Annotated in this window: 16 protein-coding genes; 8 read left to right on the top strand and 8 right to left on the bottom strand. The window is 68.7% G+C overall.

The genetic code is table 11. The features are described 5' to 3' along the window. The first annotated feature begins 6 nt into the window (after nt 1-6). Nucleotides 7-1,806, top strand: a complete 1,800-nt coding sequence (locus tag NB3_RS21940; RefSeq protein ID WP_084823559.1) for a type IV secretory system conjugative DNA transfer family protein — start codon at nt 7-9, stop codon at nt 1,804-1,806. 33 nt (nt 1,807-1,839) lie between these two features. On the opposite strand, the gene cysC is transcribed toward NB3_RS21940, so the two are convergent. Genes cysC through NB3_RS21925 form a run of 3 tightly spaced genes read right to left on the bottom strand, consistent with a single transcriptional unit; the run spans nt 1,840 to nt 5,516 of the window. Then, nucleotides 1,840-3,675 carry an adenylyl-sulfate kinase gene (cysC, locus tag NB3_RS21935; RefSeq protein WP_067806607.1) on the bottom strand — a complete coding sequence of 612 codons (1,836 nt, stop codon included), beginning with the start codon at nt 3,673-3,675 and terminating at the stop codon, nt 1,840-1,842. Then, a complete protein-coding gene (cysD, locus tag NB3_RS21930) occupies nt 3,675-4,607 on the bottom strand; it encodes a sulfate adenylyltransferase subunit CysD (RefSeq protein ID WP_067806604.1) in 933 nt (310 codons plus the stop codon). The genes cysC and cysD overlap by 1 nt, the downstream gene beginning before the upstream one ends. Nucleotides 4,608-4,616: 9 nt before the next feature. Then, nucleotides 4,617-5,516 (bottom strand): helix-turn-helix domain-containing protein, encoded by a 900-nt coding sequence (locus NB3_RS21925; protein WP_067806601.1) that lies wholly within the window; start codon nt 5,514-5,516, stop codon nt 4,617-4,619. Nucleotides 5,517-5,600: 84 nt separating this feature from the next. Between NB3_RS21925 and NB3_RS21920 the strand changes: the two genes are divergently transcribed. The 3 genes from NB3_RS21920 to NB3_RS21910 are packed head-to-tail and all read left to right on the top strand — an operon-like array spanning nt 5,601 to nt 8,713. Next, complete coding sequence (locus NB3_RS21920; protein WP_067806597.1) at nt 5,601-6,764, top strand: hypothetical protein; 1,164 nt, start codon at nt 5,601-5,603, stop codon at nt 6,762-6,764. Further along, nucleotides 6,764-7,540 carry an SDR family oxidoreductase gene (locus NB3_RS21915; protein ID WP_067806593.1) on the top strand — a complete coding sequence of 259 codons (777 nt, stop codon included), beginning with the start codon at nt 6,764-6,766 and terminating at the stop codon, nt 7,538-7,540. Before NB3_RS21920 ends, NB3_RS21915 begins: the two co-directional genes overlap by 1 nt. Before the next feature lie 9 nt (nt 7,541-7,549). After that, complete coding sequence (locus NB3_RS21910) at nt 7,550-8,713, top strand: sulfotransferase family protein (protein ID WP_244892023.1); 1,164 nt, start codon at nt 7,550-7,552, stop codon at nt 8,711-8,713. 498 nt (nt 8,714-9,211) lie between these two features. Here NB3_RS21910 and NB3_RS21905 read toward each other — a convergent pair whose 3' ends face one another. Beyond that, complete coding sequence (locus tag NB3_RS21905) at nt 9,212-9,889, bottom strand: PaaI family thioesterase (protein WP_067806588.1); 678 nt, start codon at nt 9,887-9,889, stop codon at nt 9,212-9,214. A 199-nt stretch (nt 9,890-10,088) separates the two neighbouring features. Here NB3_RS21905 and NB3_RS21900 point away from each other — a divergent pair, with 199 nt between their 5' ends. Then, nucleotides 10,089-10,739, top strand: coding sequence for an HAD family hydrolase (locus tag NB3_RS21900; RefSeq protein WP_067806584.1), 651 nt, complete (start codon nt 10,089-10,091; stop codon nt 10,737-10,739). Between the two features lie 11 nt (nt 10,740-10,750). Here NB3_RS21900 and NB3_RS21895 read toward each other — a convergent pair whose 3' ends face one another. Further along, complete coding sequence (locus NB3_RS21895; protein ID WP_067806582.1) at nt 10,751-11,344, bottom strand: TetR/AcrR family transcriptional regulator; 594 nt, start codon at nt 11,342-11,344, stop codon at nt 10,751-10,753. 21 nt (nt 11,345-11,365) lie between these two features. Between NB3_RS21895 and NB3_RS21890 the strand changes: the two genes are divergently transcribed. Both NB3_RS21890 and NB3_RS21885 read left to right on the top strand, forming a co-directional pair. Beyond that, entirely contained in the window at nt 11,366-11,731 is a 366-nt protein-coding gene (locus tag NB3_RS21890; protein WP_067806580.1) for a hypothetical protein, read from the top strand. After that, the gene (locus NB3_RS21885; RefSeq protein ID WP_067806577.1) at nt 11,728-12,249 is read left to right on the top strand and encodes a hypothetical protein; all 522 of its coding nucleotides are present in this window, start codon (nt 11,728-11,730) and stop codon (nt 12,247-12,249) included. The genes NB3_RS21890 and NB3_RS21885 overlap by 4 nt, the downstream gene beginning before the upstream one ends. A 192-nt stretch (nt 12,250-12,441) precedes the next feature. Here NB3_RS21885 and NB3_RS21880 read toward each other — a convergent pair whose 3' ends face one another. The 3 genes from NB3_RS21880 to NB3_RS21870 all read right to left on the bottom strand — a co-directional run bounded on the left by NB3_RS21880 (nt 12,442) and on the right by NB3_RS21870 (nt 14,710). Continuing rightward, a complete protein-coding gene (locus NB3_RS21880) occupies nt 12,442-12,939 on the bottom strand; it encodes a hypothetical protein (protein ID WP_067806575.1) in 498 nt (165 codons plus the stop codon). Nucleotides 12,940-13,235: 296 nt separating this feature from the next. Then, nucleotides 13,236-14,042, bottom strand: a complete 807-nt coding sequence (locus NB3_RS21875; RefSeq protein WP_067806573.1) for an ABC transporter ATP-binding protein — start codon at nt 14,040-14,042, stop codon at nt 13,236-13,238. Continuing rightward, complete coding sequence (locus tag NB3_RS21870) at nt 14,039-14,710, bottom strand: FadR/GntR family transcriptional regulator (protein WP_067806571.1); 672 nt, start codon at nt 14,708-14,710, stop codon at nt 14,039-14,041. Before NB3_RS21870 ends, NB3_RS21875 begins: the two co-directional genes overlap by 4 nt. A gap of 255 nt (nt 14,711-14,965) precedes the next feature. On the opposite strand from NB3_RS21870, the gene NB3_RS21865 reads away from it, so the two are divergent. Beyond that, entirely contained in the window at nt 14,966-16,627 is a 1,662-nt protein-coding gene (locus tag NB3_RS21865; protein WP_244892027.1) for a 2-isopropylmalate synthase, read from the top strand. Nucleotides 16,628-16,642: the final 15 nt, after the last annotated feature.

Genomic DNA, 16,642 nt, shown 5'->3' with positions numbered 1-16,642 from the left:
GTGGCAATGACAAAAGTGACGAGGAAGCAAGATTTCGAGGTGACACTCATCTCCCGCGTGCTCGTCCTGGTTCTCCTCGGGGCAGGAATCGTTGTCATCGCGATGCACGTCGGCAACGCTAGGTCGGCGACCCGGCAAGACATACCCGTCGATCCCATCACTGTGATCGCCGATCTCGTCCGAGGAAAGCTGCAGTGGCCGGAGAACGCCACAGCGACGGTGATCGTTCAGGTCGTGATCGTCGTCCTCGCCGGATTGGCGCTGAGATCGATCCGGAAGGCCAGGGGGCGTGCGCGGCAGGCCGTCGATGAGAAGGCCCGCCTCATGGCGACCGGGAGGGCGCTCGGATCCCTCACGGCAGCCGGGGCCCGGCAGAAGGCAGACGCGCTGGGCATGCGGCTAAGGCCGGACGACTCGCCCGGAGTTTTCATCGGTAGCGCTGTCGAGGGTGGACAGCGGTTGTACGGATCGTATGAAAGTCTCCATCTGGATATCTGGGGCCCGCGGCAGGGGAAGTCCACGTGCCGGGCCATACCCGCGATCTTGGACGCGGTCGGCCCCGTGCTCGCCACGTCGAGCAAGCGCGACATCGTCGACTCGACCCGGCTCCTGCGGGAGAAGGAGGGAAGGCCGACCTGGGTGTTCGATCCGGATGGGGTGGTGAGCGAGGCGCCGGACTGGTTCTGGGACCCGATCGCATGGGTCGGCGGCGACGACGTCCGGGCCGCGCGTCTGGCCCGTCACTTCGCCGAGGCGGATCGACGCACCGACAGCCGCGACTACTTCGAGATCGAGGGCGAGGAACTGTTGGCCGCGCTTTTCCTCGCCGCCTCGGTGGACCATCGTCCGATCACCCAGGTGTGGGAATGGGTGACGTTTCCCCAAGACACCGAGCCGGCCGAGTTGCTGCGTCGGAATCAGCGTTATTTCGCCGCATCGGGCCTCACGGCGGTCTACAACATGGATACACGTCAGACGAATGGCATCTTCGGCACTGCCAAGAAGATGGCTCGACACCTTCGGTTCCCGGCCCTTCATCCGTGGATCACCTCCGGTTCCGGCAGGAAGCGATTCGACGAGGTCGAGTTCATCGCCGAGAACGGCACCTTGTATGTCCTGGCCGAGGAAGGGCGAAATTCGGCTCCGCCATTGGTCGGCGCGTTCATCGAAGCGGTACTGGACGTCGCTGCACGGCGGACCGGGTCCCAGGTTCCGTTACTGGCTGTTCTGGACGATGCCGCGAATGTGCTGCGGTGGAGAGACTTCCCGCAGCGGTACAGCTATTACGGTTCGCGTGGTGTCATCGTGATGACGATGCTGCAGTCTTGGGCTCAAGGAGTCCGGTGCTGGGGACACGACGGCATGAACGAGCTGTGGTCGGGCGCGACGATCAAAACGTTGGGCGGCGGTGTGGACGATGTTCCTTTCCTGCGCGAACGGGTGGACGGAATCGGCAGTCACGATGTCGCGTCACGGTCGGTCACGCTGTCGGCTCGCGGCATAGGCTATTCGACGTCGATCTCGTCGACCCACACCCTGGGGGTTTCGGAACTTCGGTCCCTACCGCCGGGCCGAGCGGTGCTGTTGGCATCCGGCACCCAACCCGTGCTGATCAAGCCGGAGCCGTGGTGGGAGGGACCGCACTCCGACGAGGTGCGAACATCGATCGACCGCTATGGGATTCGCTCGGCGACCTTGCGAAATCTGATTGACAGCGCGAATACATTCCGGGCGCCGAGTGATCTACTCGACGCGGCGTATGCCGACCCTGATGAACCGCGAAACGCGACGCCGTCTGACCGCTGAGGCGAAACCGGCCGCGGGCTCACCCGCACCGGATCAATCCAGCCGGCTCAACCGCGCGAGGATCGTCGCCGCCATCGCCGCCGGATCCCCGTGGTCGGGCCGCAGCACGATCTCGGCTTCGGTCGGCGCTTCATAGGGGTCGTCGATGCCGGTGAAACCGCGGATCTCGCCCGCGCGGGCCTTGGCGTACATGCCTTTCGGGTCGCGGGCCTCGCACACCGATAGTGGCGTGTCCACGAAAACCTCCAGGAAGGGGATGCCCGCCGCTTCGTGGGTGGCGCGGGCGCGGTCGCGGTCGGCGCGGTAGGGGCTGATCAGCGAAACGACGGCCACCACACCGGCTTCGGCGAACAATTTTGCCACTTCGCCGACGCGCCGCACGTTCTCCTCCCGATCGGCCGCGCTGAATCCGAGATCGGAATTCAGGCCGTGGCGCAGGTTGTCGCCGTCGAGGAGGAACGCGGGGCGGCCCGCCGCCACCAGTCGGCGTTCCAGTTCCACGGCGACCGTGGATTTTCCGGAACCCGACAAGCCGGTGAGCCAGACCGTCAGGCCGCGGGTGGCGCGCTCGTCGCGCTCGACGGCGGTGGAGTGCCAGACCACCCGGGACGAAGGCAGGCTAGGGCCGGTGATCATGCCCGCGGCGACGGTGTTGTTCGTGGCGTCGTCTACCAGGATGAAGCTGCCGGTGGCGCGGTTGCGCCGGTAGGGGTCGAACAGCAAGGGCTGGCGGGTGCGCAGCTGGACGCGGCCGATCTCGTTGAGCGACAACGCTCCCGCATGCTCGTCGCGGTGCAGGGTGTTGACGTCCAGCCGGTAGTCCAGGGAGCGCACCTCGGCGGTGGCCGCGCGGGTGGTGTGCCGGATGGTGTAGGTCGCGCCAGGCGTTAGCTGGGTGTTCTCGGCGAACCAGCACACCATCGCGTCCAGGTCGCGTCCCGTGTTCGGCCGGTTGTTCGGGCGGCAGATCAGGTCGCCGCGGGAGATGTCCAGCTCGTCGGCGAGCTGGATGGTGACCGCTTGCGGCGGGAAGGCTTCGGCGACGGGTTCGCCACCCGGCCCCCAGATCGCCTCCACCGTCGTGGTGAAACCCGACGGCAGCACCGCCACTTCGTCGCCCGGTTTGAACACCCCGCCCGCCACCGTGCCCGCGTAGCCGCGGAAGTCATGGGCGTGACTGCGGGTGACGTACTGCACCGGGAAGCGGGAGTCGATCAGGTTGCGGTCGGAGGCGATGTGCACCTCTTCGAGGTGATGCAGCAGGGGAGTGCCCTCGTACCACGGCATGCTCGCGCCCCGGTGCACGATGTTGTCGCCGTGCAGCGCCGACACGGGCACGAAGGTCAGATCGGAGACGTCGAGTTTGGAGGCGAAGCGCGCGAACTCCTCGCGGATCTCCTCGAAACGGTCCTGCGACCAGTCCACCAGGTCCATCTTGTTCACGCACAACACCAGGTGCGGGATGCCGAGCAAGCTGGCCAGGAACGCGTGCCTGCGGGTCTGCTCGACCACGCCCTTGCGGGCGTCCACCAGGATCAGCGCCAGGTCTGCGGTGGACGCGCCGGTCACCATGTTGCGGGTGTACTGGACGTGCCCCGGGGTGTCGGCGATGATGAATTTCCTTCTGGGCGTGGCGAAATAGCGATGGGCCACGTCGATGGTGATGCCTTGCTCGCGTTCGGCGCGCAGGCCGTCGGTGAGCAGCGCGAGGTTGGGGTAGTCGTCGCCGCGGTCGCGGCTGGTGCGCTCCACGGCGGCGAGCTGATCGGTGAACAGCGTCTTGGAGTCGAACAGCAGCCTGCCGATCAGCGTCGATTTGCCGTCGTCGACGCTGCCCGCGGTGGCCAGGCGCAACAGTGTGGTCGTCATCAGAAGTAGCCTTCGCGTTTGCGGTCTTCCATCCCCGCCTCGGAGATGCGGTCGTCGGCGCGGGTGGCGCCGCGCTCGGTCACCCGCGCGGCGGCGACCTCGGCGACCACCTCCGCGGGCGTGGCCGCGGTGGACTCGACGCAGCCGGTGCAGGTCGCGTCGCCGACGGTGCGGAACCGTACGGTCGCCTCGTACGGTTCCTCGCCGTCGAGCAGCTGGAGAAAACGTGTGTGTGCCAACAGCATTCCGTCGCGCTGCACAACCGGCCTGCGGTGCGCGTAGTACAGCGCGGGCAGCTCGATGCCTTCGGCGGCGATGTAGCTCCAGATGTCGAGCTCGGTCCAGTTCGACAGCGGGAACACGCGGATGTGCTCGCCGGCCCGGTGCCTGCCGTTGTAGAGGTTCCACAGTTCGGGGCGCTGCCTGCGCGGGTCCCACTGGCCGTACTCGTCGCGGAAGCTGAACACCCGCTCCTTGGCGCGCGCCTTCTCCTCGTCGCGGCGCGCGCCGCCGAAGACCGCGTCGAACGAGCCCTCCTGGATCGAGCGCAGCAGCGTCGTCGTCTGCAATCGGTTGCGCGAAGCGCGCGGCCCGGTCTCCTCGACCACCCGTCCCGCATCGATGTCGTCCTGCACCCGCCCGACCACCAGGCGCAGGCCCAGCCGCGCCACCGTCTCGTCGCGGTAGGCGATCACCTCGTCGAAATTGTGCCCGGTGTCGATGTGCAGCACCGGGAACGGCAGCGGCGCGGGCCAGAAGGCCTTGGCCGCCAGGTGCAGCATCACCACCGAATCCTTGCCGCCGGAGAACAGCAACACCGGGCGCTCGAATGTCGCTGCCACTTCACGGAATATGTGCGCCGACTCGGCCTCGAGCGCGTCCAGATGGGGCAGCTCGTAGGTGCTCGCCGTCGACTTCGCGTACTGGCTCACACCGCAAAACTAGAACACGTTTCGGTCTTCGGTCAATGGCTTGCGTCCGCCCGAGTTCGCCGTCACCGCGTCGGCGGCGGCCATCAGCGCCGCGCCGCGGCGGGTGATCTCCGCTCCGGTGATCGAGCGGCCGACGTACATCGTGAGCACCATGTTCTGCCTGCCGTCGCCGTCGAAGGTCGGTGCGGCGAGCAGGCTCACCGCGTGTTCCTTGCGCGGCCGCAGATCCGCGCCCAGATACACCCGCTCGCCGAGGCTGGTCACCAGTTCGCCGACCAGTTCCCGCAGCTCGGGAGGTAGATCGCGATCAGCGACCCCGGCCAGCAGCGAGTAAAGGCGCCGTCCGGCGGTGGTCATGCTCTCGACCAGGAATCCCCGCTCACGGCATTCCGCGACGACTTGGCGCAGGCGCGCCTCGTCCTGCCGCAACGGCACCGCGGGCGGCTTGGCCAGCCAGGCGTCGAACGCCGCGTCGGTGTCCCAGAGCACGTACATCAGGCCGACCGGCGGCGCGAAATGGTAGGCCGCGCCCACCTTGACCAGGCCGGGGCCGGTGCTCTCCAGCACCATGATCTGCTCGCCGACGACCGCCGACGCGGTGCAGGTGGTGTGGTAGCGCGCGGAGAGTTTCTCCAGCTCGACGCGTGCTAGCGCGGAGATGGCGAAGCTGTCCTGCGCCACCCGCCCCGCCGCGATCAGCGCTGGTCCGAGCCCGTAGGTGCGGGCGTCGGCGTCGCGTACCAGATAGCCGCCCGCCGTCAGCTCGGTGAGGATGCCCAGGCAGGTCGGTTTCGCCAGGTCGAGCTCGCGGGCCAGTTCGGAGAGCCCGAAGCGCTTCCCGCGCTGTTCGACGAAGAAATCCAGGACCTGCACCACCCGTGCGGTGGGCGCGGACCGACGGCCGACCATTGACCACTCCTAGAACACGTTCTAATCTTTCTCCTATCGAAATGTACCAGAGCGGTACATATTTGGAACACCGGAGAGAGCCTCTTGCTGACACAGCCGTTCGCGGACGCCATCGCCGCCGCCGAGCAGATCATCACCGGAGCCGCGCACATCCGCACCGAACAGGACCTCGTCGAGGGTTACGACTATCTGGCGGGCAGCATCCGCGCGTCATTGCAGATGGCCTGGGCCTACGAGCTGGACTTCCCGTTCTTCGTCATGTCCACCGGCCCGTACACCAAGATGGGGCTGGACAACCCCGACACCCTCTACTACCACTCCTACCTGCGCCCGGACGCCGAATACGTGGTGACCGGCACCCGCGGCACCACCCGCGACCTGAGCTTCCAGGTGCTCAACGGCAACTATTCGCCCGTCGACGTGCCCGACAGCCTGACCGCCTTCGACGATCGGGAGCTCGACATCCGTCCGGACGGGACCTATGAGATCCGCTTCGGGCCGGGCGAAGCGCGTCCCGGCTACATCCACCTCGGCGCCGACGCGGCGATGCTCGTGGTCCGCGAGGTGCACAGCGATTGGGCGACGGAGAAGGCGGGCACCATCCGCATCCAGCGCGCCGACCGGATCGGCGAGGCGCCGCCGCCGCCGACCAAGGACCTGCTGGCCAAGCGGTACGGCGTGGCGGGCAAGATGCTGGTGTCGCGGTTGAAGACCTTCCTGGCCTTCCCGGAGTGGTTCTATCTGAACCTGCCGGTGAACACGCTGACCGAGCCGAGGCCGACCCCCGGCGGGCTGAGCACGCAGTTCTCCTCGGTGGGTCACTACGACCTGGACGACGACCAGGCCATGATCATCACGGTGCCCAAATCGGACGCGCCCTACCAGGGCTTCCAGCTCGGCAGCATGTGGTACCTGTCGCTGGACTACATCAACCACCAGACCAGCCTCACCGCCGACCAGGCGCACGTGGACCCGGACGGGAAGATCCGGCTGGTGGTCAGCGAGCGCGACCCCGGCCTGGCCAACTGGATCGAGCGCACCGGGCACTCGCGGGGCTATCTCCAGTTCCGCTGGCAGCGGCTGTCGCGGGAGATGAAACCCGACGACGGGCCGACCGTGGAGATCGTCTCCGTCGCGGACCTGCCGAATCGCCTGCCGTTCCACGAGCAGGCGCGGGTCACTCCGCAGCAGTGGCGCGACCGGATCGCGGCCCGTCAGGTCGCCGTAGCGGAGAGGATGCTCGGCTGATGTTGTTGCAGGACAAAGTGGTCGTCGTCTCCGGCGTCGGGCCGGGACTGGGGCGCGCGATCGCCGTGCAGAGCGCGAAGGCCGGCGCGGACGTGGTGCTCGCCTCCCGCACCGAATCGCGGCTGACCGAGGTGGCGAAGGAGATCGCCGAACTGGGCAGGCGCGCGGTGGTCGTTCCGACCGACATCAACGACGAGGCGGCGGCGGCCAACCTGGTCGAGGCCGCGCACAGCGCGTTCGGCAAGGTGGACACGCTGGTGAACAACGCCTTCGCGATCCCGCCCATCGTCGACCTCGCCGATGTCGACCTGGACCAGGTGCGCGCGGGCTTCGAGACGAACGTGCTGGCCGCGCTGCGGCTGACCAGGCTGTTCGTGCCCGCCCTCGCCGAGACCAAGGGCTCGGTGGTGATGATCAACTCGGCGGTGCTGCACCACTCGCGGCGCACTTTCGGGCCGTACAAGATGGCCAAGGCCAGCCTGCTCGCGCTGGCGCAGAGCCTGGCCACCGAACTCGGGCCGAAGGGCATCCGGGTCAATTCCGTCGCGCCCGGCTATATCTGGGCCGACAACCTGAAGTGGTACTTCAACTACCTCGCGCAGCAGCGGGGGATCACCCCGGATGAGGTCTACGCCGAGACCGCCAAGACCACCGACCTGCGCAAACTGCCCGAACCCGACGAGATCGCCGACGCGGTCGTGTTCTTCGCGTCCGCCATGGCGCGCGCCATCACCGGCGCGTGCCTGGACGTCAACGCAGGCGAATTCCACCACTAGGAGATGACCGTGATCGGTAGGGACGACGTCGGCACCATCGACGATCTGCACGCCTCGGCGACCAAGGTCGTCGGGCTGGACGACTTCGGCGCCGACGACTACCGCGATGGCCTCGAGGTGCTGCTCGAGTCCTATGCGAAGGACGCCGAACTGACGCCGTTCGGCAACAAGGTCAACCGCGCCTTCCTGCGCGGCGCGCTGATCGCGCGGCTGCTCAGCGAGGCGGCCTGGCGACAGCATCCGGAACACGCCGACGTGGCGATCGAGCGCCCGATCTTCGTGACCGGCCTGCCGCGCTCGGGCACGACGGCCGTGCACCGCCTGCTCAACGCCGACCCGGCGCACCAAGGGCTCGAGATGTGGCTGACCGAGATGCCGCAACCGCGCCCGCCGCGCGAGACCTGGGCGAGCAACCCGGTCTACCAGCGTCTGGCCGCCGCCTACGACAAGCATCACGTCGAGCACCCGGAGTTCATGGGCGTGCACCACATCTCGGCCGATCAGGTCGAGGAATGCTGGCAGTTGCTGCGCCAATCGGCCATGTCGGTGTCCTACGAATGCCTGGCCTACCTGCCCACCTATTCCGAGTGGCTGCGCGACCAGGACTGGACACCCGCCTACCGCAGGCACCGCCGCAACCTCCAGCTGATCGGGCTGCCGGACGCGGGCAAGCGATGGGTGCTGAAGAACCCCAGCCACCTGTTCGCGCTGGACGCGATCTTCGAGGTATATCCGGACGCGCTGGTCATCCAGATGCACCGCGATCCGCGCACCATCATCGCGTCGGTGTGCAGCTTGAACGAGCAGGCGTCGGCGGGCTGGTCGGAGAAGTTCCGCGGCCCGGTGGTCGGCGCGACCCAATTGGATCTGTGGGCGCGCGGCGCGGAGCGGTTCCTCGCCGACCGCGAACGCCACGACGCGGCGCAGTTCTGCGACGTCGACTACGACGAGTTCGTCGCCGATCCGATCGGCACGGTCACGTCGATCTACCGGCACTTCGGGCTGCCGCTGACCGACGAGGCGGAGGCGGCGATGACCGCCTTGCACGCGGAGAGCACCTCGGGCGCCGCGCGTCCGGCGCACCGCTACACCCTCGGCGATTTCGGGTTGAGCGCCGAGCAGGTGGACGCCCGGTTCGGCGCGTACCGGGAAGCGCACTTCCCGGGGCGGTGATCGGTGGGCGCTCGCCGGTGGGACTTCCGACCGGCGAGCGTCGCGGCGTTCGGCCAGCGAACGCATTGCGCGCGAGTCTGCATCGAGTGCGGGTACGGGGTTCCCCGGGGCGCTCTCGACTCGTCTACCTGCGCTCTGTTCGCTGACACGAATTTCCGTGCTGTGCAGAGCATTTCGTGCAACCTTGCACCGTATGCCATGCGCGACGGCACTCTGCGTCGCACACGATCGATGGCATGTGACCCGATGGCCCTGCCGTCTGGCAATTCCCGTCGTCGGCGCTTGCACGGACTCCGTCGAACCGCCGCGGTCACCAAGGCGTGCGACAGCGCGAACCCCGCGGCGGGCCGAAGCGGCAGGGATGAACGGCGGGGAGCCTGTCCCCACCTGATCGGTAGCCGGAATGCCCCGCGCCCGAAGCCAGCCCTCAGCGTGGCGCGGGGGCGTCCCCAAGACGTCCTCGCGAACCGGTCAGCCCTCGACGTGCTGCAACGAGTGTCAGGGCTGGCCGGGCTTGAGCACGATGAACAAGCCGTTCGCCTCCGCGCACAGCCGGTCGCCGTCGTGCAGGGTGGCCCGCACATAGACCTTGCGCCCCTCCTGGCGTTCGGCCCACGCGCGCACCTTCAGTTCGGTGTTCAGCGGCGTGATGGAGCGGTAGTCGACGGTGAGCGACGCCGTCCTGGTCACCGCGCCGGAGCGCACCGCCGCCGCCATGCCGAGCAGGTCGTCGAAGGCGATGGCGATCTGGCCGCCGTGGGCGGCGCTGTTGCCGCCGAGGTGGAATGTGCGGAAGGTCAGGCGCGCGTCGACGCCGGTCTGCGGGTCGACATGGTCGATGAAGAACGGCGGCAGGGTGATGTTGCCGCGGGCGGGCAGGTCGAAGCGTGTCCAGTTCGGCGTCGACCACTCGTCCACCTTGGCGGCGTCGAGCTTGTCGTTCAGCTCCTTGAGCACGCCGATCGCCTCCACCGCCAGCTCGTCGGAGGGCGAGGCGAGCCGGACGCGGTCCATCAGGCCGCGCACCTGCTCGATGAACTGGCCGTAGTGCGGACCGCCGCGGGAGATGTCGTCCTTGGCGGCCTCGTGCGCGGCGATCAACTCGGTCATCGGCCGGAACCCGCCCTCGTGGTGCTCCTTGCTCGGCAGCGAGTCGCCGGCCTGCGGTTCGTTCATGAGAACAAGTTATCGGTTGCCCGGCGAATGCTCGCCGCGCGGGTGCTGTGTCCGTCGTCACGGACCGGTACCGCCTAGGCTGGTGCGCGACCGGATATCGCCCTCTCGCGGGCGATATCGGCCCGGTTCCCGCGGCCGGAGACGCGTTACGGCCGCGGCGGATCGGGGACCGCTTCGGCTGGCGAAAGGCTTTGTGCGCATGGGTATCACCGCGGTCGTGTTCGACATGGACGGCGTGCTGATCGATTCCGAGCCGGTCTGGGAACTGGTGCGGCGCGGCTACGTCGCGGAGAAGGGCGGGCGGTGGCTGCCCGACACCCAGCAGCGGTTGATGGGGATGAGCACCGGGGAGTGGTCGGCCTATCTGAGCGGCGAACTCGGGGTCGGCGAGCCGCCGGAGACCGTCGCTCGGGAGGTGATCGAGCGGATGTCCGAGCGCTACGCCGACGGGGTGCCGCTGCTGCCGGGCGCGGTCGCGGCCGTGCAGCGGATGTGTGAGCACTGGCCGCTCGGGCTGGCCAGTTCGTCGCCGCGCGCGCTCATCGACACGGTGCTGGGCCGGACGGGTCTGATCGAGTATTTCTCCGTCACCTTCTCCACCGAGGAGGTCGATCGGGGCAAACCGGCGCCGGATGTCTACCTGACGGTCGCGACGTTTTTGCGGCAGCGGCCGGGCGACTGTGTCGCCGTCGAGGACTCGAGCAACGGCCTGCGCTCGGCCCACGCGGCCGGGATGCGGGTGATCGCGGCGCCGCGCCCGGAATACCCGCCCGCGTCCGACGCGCTCGCCTTGGCGGCGAAGGTCATTTCCGGCCTCGACGAACTCACTCCGGCGTTGATCGCAGGCTGAGCCGGGGCGGGTCAGGGGCGGTAGGAAGTCAGCAGGGTCCGGGCGGCGGCGGTCAGGTCGTCCTCCAGCCAAGCGGGCAGTTCCGCGGCATGGGCGTGGCGGCGCAGCGCCGCGTAGGGCAGATCGACGATCGCGCGGCTGACCGCGTCGATCTCCCGCTCGCCGTCCCGGCCGAGCAAAGCGCGCGCGATGCGGCGCAAATGCTCGATCAGCGGCGCGTTCATGCCTGCCAGCGTCGCGCGGAACTCGGCGTCCGGCTCGCCGTCGAGCAGATCGCTGGGACGCAGTTCGAGTAAGAGCTTGGCGTCCTGGGGCAGCTCGCGGCCGAACCGGAGGGCGGCGCGCACCATCCCGACGCCCGCTTCCACCGGGTCCGGCTGGTCGGCGGCGGCGAGGGTGCCGTCCTGGAATCGCCGCAGCGCGCGCAGCCATGCCGCGGTGAGCACACCGTTGCGGTTGCCGAAGCGGTGATAGAGGGTGCCGACCGGAGCGCCACTGGCCTCGGCGATGGCCGCCACGCTGGCCGCGCGCGGCCCTTCGGCGAGGACGAGTGCGCGTGCTGCGTCGAGGATCACGTCGGTGTCGTGCTTGCGAGGCGGCGCCATGTACTAGTACGTTCCTTCTATATGGAGCGATTGTCCTATATAGATGAGCATGCCAGATCGGTCGACGCGAACCGGGACCGGGCGTGGAAGGCGGTCTTGAAAGTCGTCTGTCACGACCCGCACGAGCCCTCGCCGCCGTCCGGGTTCGTCATCGATTCCGTAACGCGGCCGCGGCGTTTGGCTCTGCGCGGACAGCACTGGTTTTCGACGTACGCATTGATCTTCGAACTGGACGAGGAGGGCCCGAGCCGGACCCGCGTGCGCGCCCGCAGCTACGGCGACTTTCCCGGCCTGCACGGCCGGATCTATCGTGCGCTGGTCGTGGGGAGTGGCGGTCACCGAGTGGTGGTTCGTCGGATGCTGCGCCGGATCGCGGCGGCGGCATGATCCCCGGGACGGTGTGGGGCGCCACCGAGGCCGAACGCGAGGCGCCCTTGCCGTGCGACGACCGGCAACCCGGCGGACTCCAAGCCGATCGCGCGATCAGCGTCGACGCGCCGCCCGCTCTGGTCTACGCCTGGCTGTGCCAATTGCGCGTCGCGCCTTACAGCTACGACCTGCTGGACCATTTCGGCAGGCGCAGCCCGCGCCGGCGCGACCCGATGCTGACCGAACTCGCGGTGGGACAACGGTTCATGTCCCAATTCGACTTGGTGTCCTTCGTATTGGGCCGGCACATCACCCTGGTCGCGGGCAAAGTCTGCGTCACCTACGCGGTGCGTGCCGAAGGTGCGGGAACGCGGCTGGTCGTCCGGATGCGCTGCGGCGCACCGAAAGTCGTCGCGGCGGCACTGGCCCTGGGTGATCTGGTCATGATGCGCAAACAACTGCTGACGTTGAAAGAACTCGCCGAGGCCGAGCACCGTGCGGGTTCGGCATCCTCCAGGGTGCCATCGGACCATTGAGCCGGGGCCGAGGCGAACGGTAGCGCTGCCCGAGCCAAGCCACGGCGCGCACCAGGCGATGAGCCGGTTCGTCATCCGCGCTTTCCGACCGCGCCGCTGACCGGCGACGGGCGCCTCGAGCTCGAGTGCCTGGAGTCCGCCACCGGCGGCGATAGCCCACAGTGGCGCGCAGTTCGGTCACCGGGGTGACATTTACGAAAAACTTTCCACCAGGTCGAACTTTCGTTGTTCGTATCCCTTGGGCACGGTGTCGCGGACCGAGATCAGAGCGTGTGCCCACGAGCCGAGGACGGTGTGGTCGCCCACTGTGCGGGCCGGGGCGGGTACGGGTTCCGCGGTGAGCAAGGGCAGCGGGTGGATGCGGTGGCGGGCCTCGTTCTCCAGTACGGTCGCCTTGTCGACGAAGACCCGCAAGTCGTGATTGAGGAGATAGCGGCCGACCGCGCCGTGTTCCGGCGGTACCAGCGCGGCGACCGAACCCACTGTGCGGTAGAGGTTTGCGCCCTGCTCCGGCGTCGGCGCGTCCCGTCCGGCCCAGGTGACCCGGGTGGGCTCGGTGAGCAGTCGTTCGATCGCTTGGACGAGGTGGTGGCCGATCCTGGCGTGTTCCATGAGCCTCGGGCCGACGTCCACATAGCCGAGTACACGATGGTCGTCGGTGCGGAGTACTGCTCGGTAGAGCTGCCACACGTAGCCGTATTCCCTTCGGTGATCAACGATTTCGCTGCATACTCACACGCGTTTGCGGTGTGGCGATTACAGCGGCGTTACCACCGTGGTGCGCTTGGCTCGGGAGTTCGGCGCGCAGGTCGCCGCGCCCGGCGTCGCACAGGGGGCGATGGCCGACGAGCGCGTCCACCAGCGCCGGTCCCACCGTCGTGCGCCTTGCGCCCGCGCGCTTCGGCTCCGCGACGACCTCGGTGAACGCGGTGACGGGGTGCGGCCCGTTCGAGCTGAACTCGGTCCGGCTTCAGGGCGATGGGGGATTATCGCGGCCACGCGGAGGGTCTGCGGGCTGCCCGCGCGGTCCAGCGGCCGTCGTCGTGGCGGACTTCGACCGGGTGTGCGAAGGCGGCGGTGACGTTCTCGGTGGTGATCGTCTCCACGGCGGGACCCGCCGCGACGGCATGCCCGCCCGCGATCAGCAGCGCGTGCGTGGTCGTGCTCGGCAGTTCCTCCAGATGGTGGGTGACCAGAATGGAGGCGACGTCGGGGTGGGTCCGGTCCAGGGTGTCGAGGGTGTCCAGCAACTGCTCGCGGGCGGCGACGTCCAGTCCGGTGGACGGTTCGTCGAACAGCAGCAGCCGGGGCTCGGCGATCAGCGCTCGGGCGATGAGGGCGCGGCCGCGTTCGCCTTGGCTCAGCGTGGGCCAGATCTCGCTCGCCTTCCCCGTCAGACCGACGGTGTCGATCATCGCGTCGGCCCGGTCGAGCTGGTCGGGGGCCGGGGTCCAGCGCATGGGCATGTCGATGGTCGCGGTCAGCCCGGTCAGCACGACCTCGCGGATGGTCAGCGGCGAGCGCAACGGGTGACGCGGGTTCACCTGGCCGATGCCACGGCGCAGCCGCTGCAATTCGACGCGGCCGAGCTGCGCGCCGAGCACCCGGACCGAGCCGGAGGTGGGGAAGGTGACGGCGCCGCAGAAGCCGAGCAGCGTGCTCTTGCCCGCGCCGTTGGGGCCCAGCAGCGCCCAGCGCTCACCGGCCCGCACGGTCAGCGAGATCCCGTCGATGATCTTCTTGCCCTCCCGGCGGAAGGTCACGTCGGTCAGCTCGAGCACCGGATCGGTCACGCGAAAGCCTCTTTCAGAGTGGTCAGATGCGCGCGGCTGTACTCCGCCGCGGCGGTGGGGTTGCGGGCGGCGATGGCGTCGGCCAGGCGCTGGTGCGCGGCGTGATCGGCGGACTCCGACGGCACCGGGCGGATCTTCAGCATGTCGATCATCGCCAGGCGCAGCCGCGGCAGGAAGCTGTCGAACAACTGGGTCAGCACGTCGTTGTGCGCGGCTACGATGACCGCCCGGTGGAACGCCATATCGGCGTCGACGTGCTCGGCCACCGCCTCGCCGTGTGCTTGCCGCTCGGCCAGCGATCGGCGGATCATCCGCAGGTCGGCGGGGGTGCGCCGCTGGGCGGCCAGCGCGGCGGCCTCGGCCTCGATGGCGATGCGCGCTTCGATCACCGACGCGATGGTGGCGCGGCGCAGCACCGCGTCCCACTCCTCGGTCGCGTCGAGGGCGGTGACGAAGACGCCCGCGCCTTGCCTGCTGTCCAGCACGCCTTTTCCGGCCAGCTCGCGGATCGCCTCCCGCAGCGTCGAGCGGCCGACGCCGAGCTGTGCCGCCAGCGTGGTCTCACCGGGGAGGCGGTGACCCAGCGGCCATTCGCCCGCCTGGATCCTGGCGAGCAGCACCTCGGCCGCCTGCGCGGCCAGCGGATGACGCCGTACCTGCGCGATCATCGCTACCTCTCTACTTGTCTGAGGAGTCGTGTACAGTCTAGCCATCATGCGCACCATGCTTCTGCTTAGCCGCCACGGCGGGGCCTGAACGACCGGCCCCCCGCCGTGGGGCTTCGTCGTGGCCGGTCACCTTTGTCGTGACGGCCACAACGGCCAGAAAGCAGACCCATGACCACCGCTTTCCCCACCATCCACACGCCCGACGGCGAAATGCCCGCACAGGCTCCGGCGTGGAATCGCCAGCGGCGTTCGCACATGCCGTCGCACCGCTACCGGGACGTCTACCAACGCGTGGAAGTTCCGCTCACGCAACGGGACTGGCCCGGCGCCAGGATCACGCAGGCGCCGCTGTGGGTGCCGGTCGACCTGCGCGACGGCAACCAGGCCCTCGCCGAGCCGATGGACCCGGCGCGCAAACGGCGCTTCTTCGAGCTCCTGGTCGCCATGGGCTACAAGGAGATCGAGGTCGGTTACCCGTCGGCGTCGCAGACCGACTTCGACTTCGTGCGGCTCATCGCCGAAGACGATCTCGCACCAGAGGACGTGACCATCGCCGTGTTCACCCCGGCGCGGCGCGATCTCATCGAGCGCACGGTCGCCTCGATCCGCGGTATCCGCAACGACGTCGTCATCCACATGTACACCGCGACGGCTCCCGCGTGGCGCGACATCGTGCTCGGCAAGGACCGCGCGGCGCTGGCCGAACTGATCCTCGACGGCGGCCGCGCCGTGCTGGACTGCGCCGGGGACCTGCCGAACGTGCGGTTCGAATTCTCGCCCGAAGTGTTCAACCTGACCGAGCCCGACTATGTGCTCGAGCTCTGCGACCGGATGACCACCTTGTGGGACGCCACCGCGCGGCGGCCGGTCATCCTCAACCTGCCCGCCACCGTCGAGGTCGCCACCCCGAACGTGTACGCCGACCAGATCGAATACATGCATCGCAATCTGGCCCGCCGCGACAGCGTCATCCTGTCGGTGCACCCGCACAACGATCGCGGCACCGGCATCGCGTGCGCCGAGCTGGCCGTGCTCGCGGGCGCGCAGCGCGTCGAGGGCTGCGTCTTCGGCAACGGCGAGCGCACCGGCAACGTCGACATCGCCACGCTGGCGCTGAACCTGCACGCGCAGGGCGTCGATCCGATGATCGACTTCTCCGACATCGACGAGATCCGGCGCACCGTCGAATACTGCACGCGCATGCCGCTCCACGAACGGCACCCGTACGTGGGCGATCTGGTGCACACCGCGTTCTCCGGCACCCATCAGGACGCGATCAAGAAGGGCATGGCCGAGCATCGCGCCCGCGCCGCCGCGACGGGCATCCCGGAGCGTGAGCTCGACTGGCACGTCCCGTATCTGCCCATCGATCCCGCCGACATCGGCCGCAGCTACGACGCGGTGATCCGGGTCAACTCCCAATCCGGCAAGGGTGGCATCGCCTACCTGCTGCACACCGAATACGGCATGGACCTGCCACGCCGCCTGCAGATCGATTTCGCCCGGCACGTGCAGGCGCTCGCCGACGACACCGGCGTCGAGATCACCGCCGCCGAACTGCGAGATCTGTTCGAGGCGGTCTACTGCGACGAACCCTCGGGGCCCGCCGTGAAAGACTGGCGCACCAACGACGACGGGGACACCGAGATCACGCTGATCATCGACGGGGTCACCCACCGGACACGCCGTCGCGGCGGCCCCGTCGGGGTGCTCACCGAGGCACTGGCCGAGGCCGGGTATCGCATCGAGGTGCTCGGCCTGACCCAGCACACGATCGACAGCGACGACAGCGCCATCGCCTACCTGGAGTACCGCAGCGCCGACCACACCGAGTGGACCTGCGGCCGAGGCGATTCCGCCCAGGGGGCGGCGCTTGCCGCGGTCGTGCGCGCCGCCGCACGCGCGGCCCGGCGATGAGGAGCCGACGCGCGG

It is taken from the genome of Nocardia beijingensis NBRC 16342 (assembly GCF_001612785.1).
Taxonomy (GTDB): domain Bacteria; phylum Actinomycetota; class Actinomycetes; order Mycobacteriales; family Mycobacteriaceae; genus Nocardia; species Nocardia beijingensis.
This window is presented reverse-complemented; position numbering and strand designations above follow the sequence as displayed.